Genomic DNA, 14,305 nt, shown 5'->3' on the forward strand with positions numbered 1-14,305 from the left:
CCCGTGCTTGTGTGTGGGTACGCGCCAACCCCGTACAACCGAATTTGGGTCTTTTTGGTTATTGGCACCTTATAGGGTGAAGGTAACGGAGGCGGGCCGGAAGGTAGGCGATGCGGCGAGACGACCCAGGCCTGAACGGCGGAGAGACGGCGCGTGAGCCGGCCGCCGGGCCCGGGGGTGGACTGCCGTGGCGGCCCGAGGGGCTGATGCAGGTGGCCGAGCTTCATCGCGGCGTGCTGACCAGTGGGGCCGCCGATCAACTGGCGGCGCTCGTGGCGCGGGCCGCGCACGCTCCGGTCGGGCTCATCCATTTCGTGCAGGGCGGCAAGCTTCGGCTGTACGGGGGTTACGGGCTCCGGATCCCCTGGCAGGACGTCGCCGACACGCCCCTCGAGGACTCGCTGGCCGGTCTCGTGGTGCGCGGTGACGCCCCGCTGGTGATCGACGACGTGCACGCCGACGATCGGGTGCCGGCCGACAACCTGGAATCGACCGGGGCCTACCTGGGGCATCCGATCCGCGACCAGAGCGGCGCCGTGCTCGGCATCTGCTGCGCGGTCGACGAGAAGCCCCGGCAGTGGTCGGCCGCCGACATCGCCTCGGTGGCCGAGGCCGCGCAGGTCAGCACCCTGCTCATCACCGAACAGCTGAACCGGTACGAGATCGACCGGCAGCGGCGCTTCCTCGACGCGGTCCTGGACAGCCTGCATGACGGGGTCACCGCGTGCGACGAGCAGGGGCAGATCGTCTTCGTCAACGAGCGGATGCGCAAGCTGTGGGGTGAGAGCGGGCTGTCCGACGACACGCTCGACCAGCTCACCGACGCCGGCGGCAAGCCGATCCGGCGGGCCGACCTCGGACTGTTCCGGGCGCTGCGCGGCGACCACGTGGCCGACGCCGAGGTGGTGCTGCACGGGCAGCACGGGCGTTCCCGGCACTACCTGGTCGACGCGCACCCGATCGTCGGGCCGGACGGGCGTACGGTCGGCGCGGTCCAGGCCGTGCAGGACGTGACCCGGCGCAAGCGGGTGGAGCGGTTCCGCACGTGCGAACTGGCGGTGATCACCGCGCTGGCCGAGGCGCCCAGCATCGAGGCGGCCGGCCCGCGCGTGCTCGAGTCGGTGGTGAGCACGCTCGACTGGGTGCACGCCGAGCTGTGGCTGGTCGACAAGGCGGCCGCGGTCGTACGCTCGGCGGCCCGGTGGAGCGCGCCCGGCTGGCGGGAGGACATCGAGACGCCGGTCGACCTGCCGTACGGCACCGGCCTGGCCGGGCGGTCCTGGCAGGTCGGCAAGCCGCTGTGGATCCGCGACGTGGGCCAGCCGCAGAGCCTGATCTCGGAGGAGACGGCGGCGACGTCGCGGCTGCACACGGCGCTGGCCATCCCGGTACGGGAGGGCTTCGAGACACTGGGCGTGCTCACCGTCTTCGCCGACACGGTGGAGGATCCGGAGGACGAGCTGCTGGCCCTGATGTCCGGCATCGCCGCGCACATCGGCCAGTTCGTCGAGAAGAGGCTCGTCGAGGATCTGCAAAGACAATTGATCCGTACGAAGAACGAGTACCTGGCGCTGGTCGGGCACGAACTGCGCACGCCGCTGACCTCGATCAGCGCCTACACGGAGCTGCTGCGGGAGGCGGACGAGAAGTCCCTGGTCGCGGACGGTCCCCGCCTGCTGGAAGTGATCGAGCGGAACACGAACTCGCTGCGCGACATCATCAACGAGCTGATGGAGCTGAACGCGCTCGACACGGGCCACGCCGACGTGCAGCTGATGCCGATGGACCTGGCCGAGGTGGTACGCGACTCGGTGGCCAAGGCGCGGGCGGCCATCGACGGCGCCCCGCTGGTGATCGAGGACGAGCTGCCGGACCAGCTGATGCTGCCGGGCGACCGCAAGCGCCTGCGGCAGGTGGTGGACAACCTGCTGGGCAACGCGGTCAAGTACAGCCCCGACGGCGGCCGCATCGGGGTGACCCTGCGGGCGACCGGGCACGCGGCCGAGCTGGCCGTCTCGGACGCCGGCCTGGGCGTCTCGGACGACGAGCGGGACAAGATGTTCACCGGGCTGTACCGGACGGCGCGGACCAGGGACAAAGCCATTCCCGGTACGGGGCTGGGGCTGACCCTGAGCCGCGCGGTCGTCAGCAAGCACCACGGCAGCATCGAACTAGTCGACCACGACGGCCCGGGGTCGACGGTGCTCGTACGGCTTCCGCTGGTGGCCCGCTAGTCGGGCGCTTCCTCCTGTGCGTTGGCGCTCGTCTCGTTGATGCCGGCGTTCGTGCTGCCGTCGGCCGGGGTGGTGTCGGTGGGCGGCTTGTCGGTGGTGAACTCTCCGGTCTCCTCCACTCCCGTGACGTGCTGATCGGTGCTGGCGCCCTCGGCGGTGTCGTCGCTCATGACTGGGACATACCCGCTTTCCGGGCTTCCATCATACCTTCGCAGCCGATATATTCCGGGACGTGGAAACACCGCTGCGGGAGCCGACCTTCCTGATTCTGACCGCGCTGGCCGGCGAGCCCCTACACGGCTATGGGCTGATCACCGAGGTGAGCCGGTTGTCCGGCGGGCGGGTGACGCTGCGGCCGGGCACGCTGTACGGCGCGCTCGACCGCCTCGTCGACGCCGCCTTGGTCGAGGTCGACCACGAGGAGGTGGTCGACAGCCGGCTGCGCCGGTACTACCGGCTGTCGGCCCAGGGCGGCGCGACCCTGGCGGAAGAGACCGAACGCATGCGCCGCAACGTCGAGGCGGCCACCGAACGCCTGCGCAACATCCCCCGGCTCAACGAAGGATGGGCATGAGCACCCTGGAACGCCGATACCAGCTCCTGATCCGCCTGTTCTACCCGGCCCGCTACCGGCACGAGCGAGAGTCGGAGATCGTCGGTACGTACCTCGAACTCGCGCCGCCCGGCAAGCGACGACCATCGTGGCGCGAGGTGGCCGACCTGGCCACGGGCGGCGCCCGCCAACATCTGCGGGCCACCGAGGTCACCGAGCTGCGCCCCGGCCTCCGCCTGGCCGGCCTGCTGGCCATGGCAACGGCCACGGCCCTGGCGGCGCTGTGGGCGGTCCTCGAGTCCTCGCCGACACCGCCGGACATCCCCTGGCGGGCTGTTCCCCGGATCGGCCCGATCACCTCGCTCGGCGCCGTCGTGTGGGCGCTGTGGTTGCTGGCCGCGTTCTTGTTCGCCGTTCGCCCACAGTGGTCGCGGATGGCGATCGGGGTCGCGTTGCTGGGGACGGTGGCAGTGGTTCCGCTGTCGGCCGCGACCGACGTGTGGCGGCCGCCGGTCCACGTGCTGCTCGCGCAGTTCGCGCTCGGAATCGTGGCGCTCGGCGCCGGCCGGCTCCCCGTGATCGAGCGACTGCTCCCACTGGCGGCCGGTGCGGCGGCGGCCGCCCTCAGCCGGCCCATCATCGAGAACAACATGATCTACATGGGCGAGGCCGCCACATACATGATGACGGCGATCGGCCTCACCCTGCTGGCCGTGGCGATCGCGGTCGCCGTGGGCCTCGGCGTGACCGGCCAGCCCCGGGGCGGCTGGGCCTTGCTGATCCTGCTGGGCCCGATCGGCCTGGTCACTTTGCGGTCGCTGACCGAAGCACTGACCAACAGCCTCTACGGCCGGACAAACGCCGAATACTCCGACTTGGCCGCAACAGCCATGCTGGTCGCCGCCACCGCGACCGCGCTACTGCTCCTGGCGCTGTCCCTCCACCGCCGCCTGACCGTCCACGACCGCTGCGAGTCCTGCGGCGGCCCGCTCCGAAGCACCCAGCGCTACGACAAGACCCCACGCGCCCACACCTGACAGCCACCACCCGCCGCCACCGCCGACCGCTCGCCGCCACCGCCCACCACAGCCGCCCGCTCGCCGCTACCACCCACGACCACCGCCCACCGCAGGCTCAACGCTCGCCGCCGCCGCTCATCCGCCACCCACCGCGGGCTCAACGCTGGCCGCCGCTCACCCGCCACCCACCGCAGCCGGCCGCTCGCCGCTGCCGCCCGCCGCCACCGCGGGCTCAATGCTCGCCGCTGCCGCTCTTCGCCGCCCTCCGGCCGCCGCTCGCCGCCGCCCACCCCACACCGCTGCTGCAACCGCCCGCTCACCGCTACCGCCCGCCGCTCTCCGCTGCCGCCCACGTCACCCCGCCGACGCTCCCGCTCCAGCCACCGCCCACCGCAACCCTCGCCGTTGCCGCTACCGCCGCCGCCACCGCTACCGCTACCGCCTGACGATCCCTGCGGCCTGCCACCGCCACAGCCCGCGCCCGCAGCCGAAGCGGCCGGCGGCTCCTGCCCGACCGCGCGGCACACTGCGGCCTTCAGACCCGTGACACCCAGGCGGCAGCCGTCAGACTCCCGACGTGCGGGCCACGGCCGTCAGACTCCGGCGTGCGGACCGTAGCCGCCAGACCCCGGCGTGCGGACCACGATCGTCAGACTCCGGCGTGCGGACCGTAGCCGCCAGACCCCGGCGTGCGGGCCACGACCGTCAGACCCCGGCGTGCGGACCGCGGCCGTCAGAACCCGGCGTGCGGACCGCGGCCGTCAGACTGCGGCGTGCGGACCGCGGCCGTCAGACTCCGGCGTGCGGACCGCGGCCGTCAGACCTCCGAGGGGCAGGCGGCGGGAGAGTTCAGTGCTTCGACGAGGTGGGTGGCGGAGGAGGTGTGCTTGGCGTAGGCGTTCGGGTAGGCCGAGATCTGGACGGCCTGGGCGGCTTCGGTGAGGCGCATCTTCTGCCAGCCGTCGATGGTGAGCAGCTTGTCGTAGAACTTTCGGGTCTGGTAGGCCGGGTCGGAAAGCTGCTTGGGGGTGCCCCAGCCCTGGCTCGGGCGCTGCTGGAACAGGCCGATCGAGTCGCGGTCGCCGCCGCGCAGGTTGCGGAGGCCGGACTCCTGCAAGGCGGTGGCGACGGCGATCACCACGCCGGGGTTCGGCACCCGGCGCTCGTTGCCGATGCTGACGATGAGGCGGGCGTTGGCGACCTGCTCGTCGCTCCACTTGGTCAGGACCACTGAGGACGTCGAGGCCGCGGGGCTCGGCGTGCAGGCGGCGTTGGCACGAAGCAGAGGGCTGATGATGAAGCCGGCCAGGACGGCGACGGCGATCACGAAAAGCGGGCGCACGACGGCAGAGAGTACCGGTTGTTGATCTCACAAATCGAGGGGTATCGCCGGCCTCCCGCAAGATGCCGCGAGGCCCAGCGGCTGTTGTTCAGCGCGCTGGGCCTCGGTGGTGGGGATCAGTGGGTGGGGTGGACCACCGCGGCGGCGCCGCCGCCTCGGCGGGTGGGTTCGGCTGTGGCTATGAAGGTGCCCCGGGGGGTCAGCTCGATAGCCGTGGCGGCGCCCAGTTCGGGGACGTCGGGGCCGAAGGTGTGGCCCAGGGCGGTCAGGGCCGGGCCGTACGTGGTGTGGAACGCGGGTTCGGCCTGGATGCCGGCCGAGTTGCGCTGGGAGGCGCGTGGGGCGGCCATCGCGGCCGGCAGGGACTGGCCCAGGACCAGGCGGTTGACCAGGATCTGCAGGACCGTGGTGATGATGGTGGCGCCGCCGGGTGAGCCCAGGGCCAGGAACGGCTTGCCGTCCTTCAGGACGATCGTCGGGGACATCGAGCTGCGCGGGCGCTTGTTCGGGCCGGGCAGGTTCGGGTCGGCGGCGGGGGCCTGGGTGTTGGTGAAGTTGAAGTCGGTCAGCTCGTTGTTCAGCAGGAAGCCACGGCCGGGAACGACCATGGCGTTGCCGCCGGTCTGCTCGATGGTGAACGTGTACTCGACGATGTTGCCCCACTTGTCGGCCACGGTCAGGTTCGTGGTGCTCATGCCCTGCTCGGTGGGGCCACCCACGGTGGCCGGGGTGCAGCCGGAGGCGGTGATGTCGCCGGGCGGGACGGGCTTCGTGAGGGCGCGGGCCGGGGAGATCTGGCAGGCGCGCTGGCCGGCCCACCGGTCGGAGACCAGCTTCCTCAGGACGTCCGGGGAGGTGTACGCGCCGACGTACCGGTTGCGGTCGGCGAACGACAGGGCCGACGCCTCCAGGTAGTAGTGCAGCGCGTTCTGCCGGGTGACCTTCTTCTGCTCGAGGATGTTGAGGGCTTCGCTGACCGCCACGCCGCCGCTGGACGGGGTCGACATGCCGTAGACGGTCAGGCCGCGGAAGTCGGAACGGGTCGGGGCGGGCGTCCGCACCCGGTAGTTGCGCAGGTCGGCCGTGGTCAATGTGCCGGGGCGGATCGGGTACGCCCACGAGCCGATCGGGGTGGCGTCGACCGGCGGATGCTGCACCGTGCGGACGATGTCGGCGCCGACCGGGCCGTTGTAGAGCACACCGATGCCCTTGCGGGCGATCAGGCGGTACGTGTCGGCCAGATCCGGGTTGCGCAGCGTGGAACCCACGGCCGGGGGTGCGCCGCCGGGCAGGTAGATGTCGCTGGTCGAGGTGAACTGGCCGAAGGCGGCGGCGTTGTCGGCCACCTGCTGGCGGAAGGTGGCGTCGACGGTGAAGCCGCGGTCGGCGACCCGCGCGGCCGGTTGCAGGAGGCTGGCCAGGGAGCGGGTCCCCCACTTGCGGGCGGCCGTGTCCCAGGTGGCGAGCGTGCCGGGCGTACCGACGGAAAGACCCGAGACCCGCGCCTCCGGGAAGTCGTAGGGCAGGCCGTCGGCCGGGTCGATGAAGTGGGTCTCCCTCATCGTGGCGGGGCCGGACTCGCGGCCGTCGATGGTGGAGACGGAGCGTTTGCGGGCGTCGTAGTAGACGAAGAAGCCGCCACCGCCGATGCCGGCCGAGAACGGCTCGGTCACGCCGAGGGTGGCCGCGGCGGCCAGGGCGGCGTCGACGGCGTTGCCGCCACGGCGCAGCACGTCGAGGCCGACGGCGGTCGCGGTCGGGTCGACGGTGGCGACGGCACCGCCGTACCCGGTGGCCGTGGGCCCCGAAGAAACGGCCGGGCCGAGAGTGGGAGCGCCGGCCAGAGCCGGTGTCGGCGCCGCGAGCGCCGTCGCCGACAGGGAAAGCGCAGCTAGTACCGGCAAGATCCGCATCGATCCTCCGAAGTAGGCAGAGCTGACGGTCTATTCCTGCCTACCAGACTCACCGCGATTGCGCCGCACAACCGCGGCCGGCTTACCGCGAATGGGCCGCCCAGGTCTCGAACATCGCGGCGTAGGCGCCGCCGGCGGCGACCAACTCGGCGTGCGAGCCGGACTCGATGATGCGATGGTCGTCGACCACGATGATGCGGTCGGCGCGCATGGCCGTGGAGAGGCGGTGCGCGACCAGGATCGCGGTGCGGCCCTCCAGCAGGGCGTCCAGGGCGGCCTCCACCCGCAGCTCGGAGCGCAGGTCGAGGCTCGATGTGGCTTCGTCGAGGACGACCACGCGCGGGGAGGCCAGGAACGCGCGGGCCAGCGCCAGCAGCTGGCGTTCGCCGGACGAGACCGACTGGCCGCGCTCGTGCAGCGGGGTGTCCAGGCCGTCGGGGGAACGTTCGACCAGGTCGCGCAGGCCGACCGCGTCCACGGCGGCCCAGACCTCCTCGTCCGTGGCGGACGGGCTGGCGAAGGCGATGTTGTCGCGGAGGGTGCCGGCGAACAGGAACGGCTCCTGCGGGACGACGCCGATCTGGCGACGCAGGGACTCCAGGGTCACGTCGCGGAGATCGTACCCATCAATCGTGATTTTGCCTGACGAAGGATCGTAGAAGCGGGTCACCAGTTTGGCCAGGGTGGACTTGCCGGCGCCGGTGGGGCCGACGCAGGCGATGGTCTCCCCGGGGGCGATGCGCAGGTTCACGCCTTGGAGAACGGGGCGGTCGGGCAGGTAGCCGAACGTCACGTCGTCGAAGACGATCTCGCCCTCGACCGGGGGGAGGGTACGCCGTCCGGGCACCACCGAGGGCTCCGACGAGAGCAGGCCGCGGATCTTGCCGATGGCCGCCTTGCCCTGCTGGTACTGCGTGTAGAGCTGGACCAGCTGCTGCACCGGCTGGAAGAACGAGTTGATGTAGAGGACGAACGCGGTCAGCTCGCCCACCGTCAGCTCGCCGCGCAGCACCATCCGGCCGCCGAGCAGCAGCATCACCGCCATCGCGATCAGGCCGATCACCGACGTGCCGGGGCCGTAGATGGCGTTGATCCGGCCGGTCCAGTCGTTGGCGTCCCGGTACGAGCCGACCACCTCGCGGTGCGCGACGACGTTGCGCTCCTGACGGTTGTGGGCGGTGACCACGCGGACACCGTTGAGCGACTCGGCCAGGTCGGCGAACATGGCGGCGATGGTGTCGCGCTGGCGGTTGTAGCCGCGGTCGGCGGCGTGCCGGAACCACAGTGAGGCGATCGTGAGCGGCGGCACGACCAGGACCAGGGTGATGATGGCGAGTTCGGCGTTGTAGTGGAACAGCACCCCGGTGACCACGACCATGGTCAGGCCTTGGATGAGGAACTGGGCGAAGCCGTCCTGGAGCAGATTCTGCAGCGACTCCACGTCGGAGGTCATCCGGGTCAGGGTGACGCCGGCCTTCTCCCGCGTGTAGTAGTCGAGCGACATGCGCTGCAGGTGGGCGAAGATCCGGATCCGCAGGTCGCGGGTGGCGGCGGCGGCGAGAAGGCCGCTCTTGCGCATGCGTACGGCGGTGGCCAGGCCGGTGAGCAGGATGGCCGCCACGAAGCAGGCGGTCGCGATGATCAGCACGCGGACGTCGCGGCCGGTGATGCCGTGGTCGATGCCGACCTGCACCAGGTAGGGCCCGGCCTGCAGCAGCAGCGTCTCGACGAGGATGGCCAGGGACGCGGCGATCAGCAGGCCCGGGCGGCCGATCAGGAGCCGCCCGATCGAGATACGGGCGCCCTCGTCGCGGTGCGGGTCGTAGCGGACGCCGGGGTCGCCGTGCTCGGGCTCGCGGGATTCGAGCTTGGCCACACCCTCGGCCAGGTCGTCGGGGATGCCGGCGAACGGCAGCCCGCTTCCTTTGCGGCCGGCCGCGCCCATGGCCGGCCGTCCGCCGACGTTGAAGCCGCCGAAACCTCCACCGAACATGCTCATGCTGAGCCTCCTCGGGCATGCCCTCCTGGCCCTGCGCCCGCTCCGCTCGCTCCGGTGCAGTCGGTCATGCCGTCACCTGCGCTGCGAGAACTTCCGCGTATCGGGGTTCTGTGGCCAGCAAAGACTCGTGCGTCCCGTCGGCGATCACGTGGCCGTCGGCCATCAGGACCACACGCTCGGCCAGGCTGATCGTGGAGAGGCGGTGCGCGACGATCAACGTCGTACGGCCGCGCATCTTGTCGCGCAGCGACGAGTGGATCATCTGCTCGACCGTCACGTCGATGGCACTGGTGGCGTCGTCCAGCACCAGGATCGGCGGGTTGACCAGCAGCGCCCGCGCGATCGCCACGCGCTGCCGCTGACCGCCGGAGAGTGTGTAGCCGCGTTCACCGACCACAGTGTCGTACCCCTCCGGTAGGTTCCGGACGAACTCGTCGGCGCCGGCCGCCACGGCCGCGGCGACGACGTCGTCACGGGAGGCGTGCGGTTTGCCGTACGCGATGTTGTCGTGGATCGAGAGGGAGAACAGGAACGGTTCGTCGGGCACGATGCCCACCTGCTCGCGCAGTGACGCGAGGCTCAGGTCACGGACGTCGTGCCCGTCGATGGTCACCCGCCCGGACGTGACGTCGTAGAACCGCGCGGCCAGCCGTCCCAGAGTCGACTTCCCGCTTCCGGTGCCGCCGACCACCGCCACGGTCTCCCCCGGCCTGATGCGCAGGTTGAGACCTTCAAGGGCGACGGTCCCATTGGGGTACGCGAACACGACGCCTTCGAACGCGAGGTCACCGCGCAGCGGTACGACGACCGGGTTCGGCCCGTCCACGACGTCCGACGGCGTATCCAGGATCTCGTAGATGCGGCGCGCCGACGCCGAGGCCCGCTGACCCATCATGATCATCATGCCGAGCATCCGGAACGGCGGTTGCAGCATCAGGATGTAGGAGTTGAAGGCGACGATCGTGCCCACTGTGGTGTGCCCGTCGATCACCATGAGCCCGCCCACGAGCAGCACCAGGGCGAGCCCGAGGCGGGGCAGGTTGTCCAGCAGCGGGTTCCAGCGGCTGCGGATCCGCGCGTCCTGGCGGTACGCCCAGCGGATCCGGTCGGCGCTCTCGGCCAGCGACCGCAGCTGGCGCCCCTCCGCCGCGAACGCCTTCACGATGCGTACACCCTGAACGTTCTCGTCGACGACCGTGGCCAGCTGGGCCAGGCGGGCCTGGATCAGCCAGGACACCGGGAAGATCGCCTTGCGCATGCTGACGCCGAGGACGCCGATGACCGGCATGGTCACCATGGCGACGACGGCCAGCGGCACGTTGATCGAGAGCATGAGCCCGAACGCGACGACCGCGATCAGGCACTGCACGAGGATCGAGGGGCCGAAGGCCAGATACATCTGCACCGCGCGGATGTCGGAGCCGGAGCGCGACATCAGCTCGCCGGTCTGCACCCGGTCGTAGAAGCCGAACGGCATCCGCACCAGATGCGAGTACACGATGTTGCGCAGGTCGTACTCCATCTCGTACGCCGTGCGCAGCAGGTAGAGCCGGGCCAGATAGTTGATCACGCCCTGGACCAGGGCGAGCCCGACGATCCACCACACGTACGTGGCGAGGTCGCCGGTGCGGTCGACCACCGCGTCGTCGATGCCGATGCGGACCAGGTTGGGGATCTGCACCTGCACGACGAGACCCGCGAACGACAGCGTCAGCGAGGTGATCAGCAGGACTTTGTGGGCCTTGACCAGCGGCAGCGCCCGGCGCAGCCAGGTCTTGCGAACATCCGGATCGATGGACGCCCGGGGCGCGCGACGACTCAACGGCGCCTCCAATCTAGTTAGCCTGGCTAACAATACTCGCGATCGGCCGCGCGGCCCGGGTGACCCGCGGTACCACGACGACGGCCAGGGCCCCGAGCACCTGACAGACCGCGATCCCGGCGAGCAAAGCGACAATTCCGGCGGGCGCGGCGAGCCCGGCCAGGGCGGCCCCGGCGGCGGCCGCGGTGACTTTCACCCCGGCCCCGAGGGTGAAGACCTGGGTGCGGATCTCCGGCGGCGCCTCCTGATCCCGTACGGCGAAGACCGCCACCGAAACCGGCACACCCAGCGCCCCGGCGACCGCGAAGAGCGGCAGCCCGGCCCACCCGACCGGCAACAGGATCAACAGAAGGAACGGCACCGAGGTGGCGGCCAGCGAGACCGCGACCACCCACTCGGGCGGCCGCCGCCGAATGGGCCACTTGGTGAGCACCAGCGAGGTGAGCAGCCCACCGGCCGCCCCGGCGGAAAGCACCAGCCCGGTCAGCTCGTCGCGCCCCGCCTCGTCGGCCAGCAGCGCCGCGACCAGGGGAAGGGCGCCCACCCCGAGCATGCTGAAAATCGTTCCGAGCGTGACCGCCCCCAGCCGAGGCCGCCGCACCATGACCGTGACCGCCGCCAGCGGCGACTGAATCCGCCGCCGCCCAGCACCCCCAGCCTTTTCGACCACCGCCTCTCCACCCGCGACTTCTCCGCCCGAACTATCCAGCGCCGCCACCGGCCGGGGAATGCCGCCCGAAATATCCGACTCGGCCACCGACCGGCGAGGGCCGCCCGAAAGATCCGACTCGGCCCACGGCGAAGCGCCGCCCGAAAGACCCGACTCCGCCGACGGCGAAGCGCCGCCTGAAACGCCCGCCCCGGCGGTGGCTCGCAAACCGTCGCTCGAAATGCCCGGCGCGGGGGCCGCTCGCGACCCGTCGCTCGAAATGCCCGACGCAGGGGCCGCTCGCGACCCGTCGCCCGAATTACCCGATGCGGGGGCCGCTCGGAAATCGTCGCCCGAAATGTCCGATGGGGGATCCGAGGGAAGACGGCCGCCCGAGAAGTGCGGCCGGGAAGTTCGCCCGGAACGGTCGTCAGGAATATCCGGGGAGATCGACGTGGAATCACTGCCGGAAATGTCCGGCGCGGAGACCGGCACGGAACGGCCGCTCGAGGTGTGAGGGCGAGATTCCGGCTGGGGGCGGCCGCTCAAGGTGTCGGGGCGGGATGCGGGCCGGAAGCGGTCGCTCGAGGTGTAAGGGCGGGATTCCGGCAGGGAGCCGCCGCTCGAGGTGCCGGGGCGTGATGCCGGCAGGGAGCGGTCGCTCGAGGTGTGCGGGCTGGCGGGTCGCGGGGCGGTGCCGAGTGGGAGCGAAGCGACCAGGACGGCGCCGGCCACGACCAAGGTGACCAGGCCCACCACCGACCAGGAGGCGCCCGCGAGGTCGGCCAGTACCGCGGCCAGGGCGGGGCCCGCGATTCCGGCGATGCTGTACGACATCACGTCGAAGCCGAAAGCCCGTTCCAAGCGGGCCGGCACCAGGTCGGGGAGCAGGCTGCTCAGGCCGCCGATCAGCAGCGGGGCGCAGCAGCCGGCCAGGATCAGGAACGCCGCCGCGGCCCACGTCGAGTGGGCGATCAGTTCGGCTCCCGTGAGCAGGGCTCCGGCGTACCCCAGGAAAGCCAGGACATAGAACAGCCGGCGGCGGTGGACCGCGTCGGCCAGGGCGCCCGTGATCGGCGCCGCCACCACGTGCGGGACCATCAGGGCCGCGATCAACAGGCCGCCCAGGGCCTCGTCGCCTGTCTGGTCGAGCGCCAGCAGCAGGATCGCCACCCGGGCGCCCTCGTCGGCGAGGCGGGCGCACACGGCCGCACCCACGTAGCGGGTCAAGGTCATTGCGGCGGCCCCCGTGCGCTCGGTCCCGACGGCCTCTGTACCCCGGTTCAGCCCACCCCGAACGGCTGCGGCGCCACCGACGGGCATGTTGTTCCGGCGGCGGGCAGGGTCAGGGCCGTCAGGTATTTGTCCACCGCGCCGGCCACGCACGGGCTCCGGTTGTAGATGACGTGGCCCCAGCCGTCGTACGTCAGCAATCGCGCTTTCGGGCCCAGCCGGGCCGTCACCCGTTGCGCCCAGGTGTACGCCGTGGCCGGGTCGTGGCGGGAGTTCACCAGCAGGATCGGGGCCGTGCCGGGCGGGGGCGTGACCGGTCGCTGCGGATTGTCCGGTGCGGACGGCCAGCCCAGGCAGCCGGTCATCGCCGACAGGGCCAGCGGCGAGACCAGCATGTGCGGGGAGCGCTTGGCCAGGGTCTGCAGGTGACGTCGCAGTTCGGGGAAGCCGCTGACCGGCAGGCGCCAGTCCTCGCAGATCACGGCGGGGAAGCTGTGGTCGATCAGGTCGACCGGCGGGGCGGGCGCCTTGCGGGCCGCGGGTTTGGCGGCCAGCGCGTCGCGCAGGTAGTAGGCGAACGAGTACCACTGCGGTTCGTAGAACGCCGCGAAGGCGGCACCGATCAGCTCGGCCAGGGTCAACGGCTGAGGCGGGTCGTACGGGTTCTGCAGCGTCCCGGCGCGGGCCCGCGCGACCGCGCCGGCCCAGACCTGGGCCAGGTCCTGGCCGCGCAGAACGCACTGGGTGTCGCGGGCGCACCAGGCCGTGAACTGGTGGAACGCGTCCTCGGCGGCGTCGGTCTCCTCGGTCAGGAAGCGGGTCAGGCCCGCGCTGTGGTCCATCACGCTGTCCAGGACCAGGGCGCGCAGGCGGGACGGGTAGAGCTCGGCGTACTGCTGGCCCATCAGGGTGCCGTACGAGGCGCCGTAGAAACTGATCTTCGGCTCGCCCAGGGCGGCCCGGACGGCGTCCAGGTCGCGGACCACGCTGGCCGTGTCGACGTGGGGGAAGACCGGGCCGGTGCGGGCGGCGCAGTCGGCGGCCAGCTTGCGGTTGTACGCGATGGTGGCGTCGTACGCCCGCGGGGAATCGATCAGGGGGTCGGGCTGGGCGTCGACCAGGTCGCGCGAGCAGAGGACGGGGGTGCTGCGGCCGACGCCGCGCGGGTCCATGCCGACGATGTCGAAGCGGGCCCGGACCTCCTCGCCGAAGAACTGGGTGGCGCCGAGCGTGAAGTCGACCGCCGAGCCGCCGGGGCCGCCCGGGTTCACCAGCAGCGCGCCGAGGCGCCGGGCCGGGTCGGCGGCCGGGCGCCGGGCGATCGTCAGCATCGCCATGGGGCCGGACGGGTCCGCCCAGTCGGCCGGGACGCGCATGGTTCCGCATTGGACCGCCGCGTTCTCCGGGCAGGTCTTCCACGTGATGACGTAGGTGGCGGCCGCGGCCCGGGTGGGCGTCACCGCGTACGTCAGCAGGGTGATGACCGTGAGAATCGCGGCCCGGAAGGGCCGCGCCGTAGCTCGCACCGCGCTGTATCTCCG

10 protein-coding genes are annotated in these 14,305 nt (G+C 71.5%); 3 read left to right on the forward strand and 7 right to left on the reverse strand.

Annotation, left to right across the window (positions count from 1 at the left end):
- Nucleotides 1–110: 110 nt before the first annotated feature.
- Nucleotides 111–2,234, forward strand: a complete 2,124-nt coding sequence (locus tag AB0C26_RS01785; RefSeq protein WP_360239890.1) for an ATP-binding protein — start codon at nucleotides 111–113, stop codon at nucleotides 2,232–2,234.
- Here the strand turns inward: AB0C26_RS01785 and AB0C26_RS01790 are convergent.
- Nucleotides 2,231–2,404: a hypothetical protein gene (locus AB0C26_RS01790; RefSeq protein WP_360239893.1), complete on the reverse strand. Its 174-nt coding sequence runs from the start codon at nucleotides 2,402–2,404 to the stop codon at nucleotides 2,231–2,233. The two genes, AB0C26_RS01785 and AB0C26_RS01790, sit on opposite strands and share 4 nt — an antisense overlap.
- A 62-nt stretch (nucleotides 2,405–2,466) precedes the next feature.
- Between AB0C26_RS01790 and AB0C26_RS01795 the strand changes: the two genes are divergently transcribed.
- On the forward strand, nucleotides 2,467–2,808 hold the full coding sequence (locus tag AB0C26_RS01795; protein ID WP_360239896.1) for a helix-turn-helix transcriptional regulator: 342 nt from the start codon (nucleotides 2,467–2,469) through the stop codon (nucleotides 2,806–2,808).
- The gene (locus AB0C26_RS01800) at nucleotides 2,805–3,824 is read left to right on the forward strand and encodes a hypothetical protein (protein ID WP_360239899.1); all 1,020 of its coding nucleotides are present in this window, start codon (nucleotides 2,805–2,807) and stop codon (nucleotides 3,822–3,824) included. Before AB0C26_RS01795 ends, AB0C26_RS01800 begins: the two co-directional genes overlap by 4 nt.
- A 799-nt stretch (nucleotides 3,825–4,623) precedes the next feature.
- On the opposite strand, the gene AB0C26_RS01805 is transcribed toward AB0C26_RS01800, so the two are convergent.
- The 6 genes from AB0C26_RS01805 to AB0C26_RS01830 all read right to left on the reverse strand — a co-directional run bounded on the left by AB0C26_RS01805 (nucleotide 4,624) and on the right by AB0C26_RS01830 (nucleotide 14,290).
- Complete coding sequence (locus tag AB0C26_RS01805; protein WP_360239902.1) at nucleotides 4,624–5,148, reverse strand: peptidase M23; 525 nt, start codon at nucleotides 5,146–5,148, stop codon at nucleotides 4,624–4,626.
- 116 nt (nucleotides 5,149–5,264) lie between these two features.
- On the reverse strand, nucleotides 5,265–7,061 hold the full coding sequence (locus AB0C26_RS01810; RefSeq protein WP_360239905.1) for a gamma-glutamyltransferase: 1,797 nt from the start codon (nucleotides 7,059–7,061) through the stop codon (nucleotides 5,265–5,267).
- A gap of 82 nt (nucleotides 7,062–7,143) precedes the next feature.
- A complete protein-coding gene (locus AB0C26_RS01815) occupies nucleotides 7,144–9,060 on the reverse strand; it encodes an ABC transporter ATP-binding protein (protein ID WP_360239907.1) in 1,917 nt (638 codons plus the stop codon).
- Between the two features lie 64 nt (nucleotides 9,061–9,124).
- Nucleotides 9,125–10,882, reverse strand: a complete 1,758-nt coding sequence (locus AB0C26_RS01820; RefSeq protein ID WP_360239910.1) for an ABC transporter ATP-binding protein — start codon at nucleotides 10,880–10,882, stop codon at nucleotides 9,125–9,127.
- A gap of 13 nt (nucleotides 10,883–10,895) precedes the next feature.
- Nucleotides 10,896–12,767: an MFS transporter gene (locus AB0C26_RS01825; RefSeq protein WP_360239913.1), complete on the reverse strand. Its 1,872-nt coding sequence runs from the start codon at nucleotides 12,765–12,767 to the stop codon at nucleotides 10,896–10,898.
- A 47-nt stretch (nucleotides 12,768–12,814) separates the two neighbouring features.
- A complete protein-coding gene (locus AB0C26_RS01830; protein ID WP_360239916.1) occupies nucleotides 12,815–14,290 on the reverse strand; it encodes an alpha/beta hydrolase in 1,476 nt (491 codons plus the stop codon).
- Between the last annotated feature and the right edge of the window lie 15 nt (nucleotides 14,291–14,305).

It is taken from the genome of Actinoplanes sp. NPDC048796 (assembly GCF_040650035.1).
Lineage (GTDB): Bacteria > Actinomycetota > Actinomycetes > Mycobacteriales > Micromonosporaceae > Actinoplanes.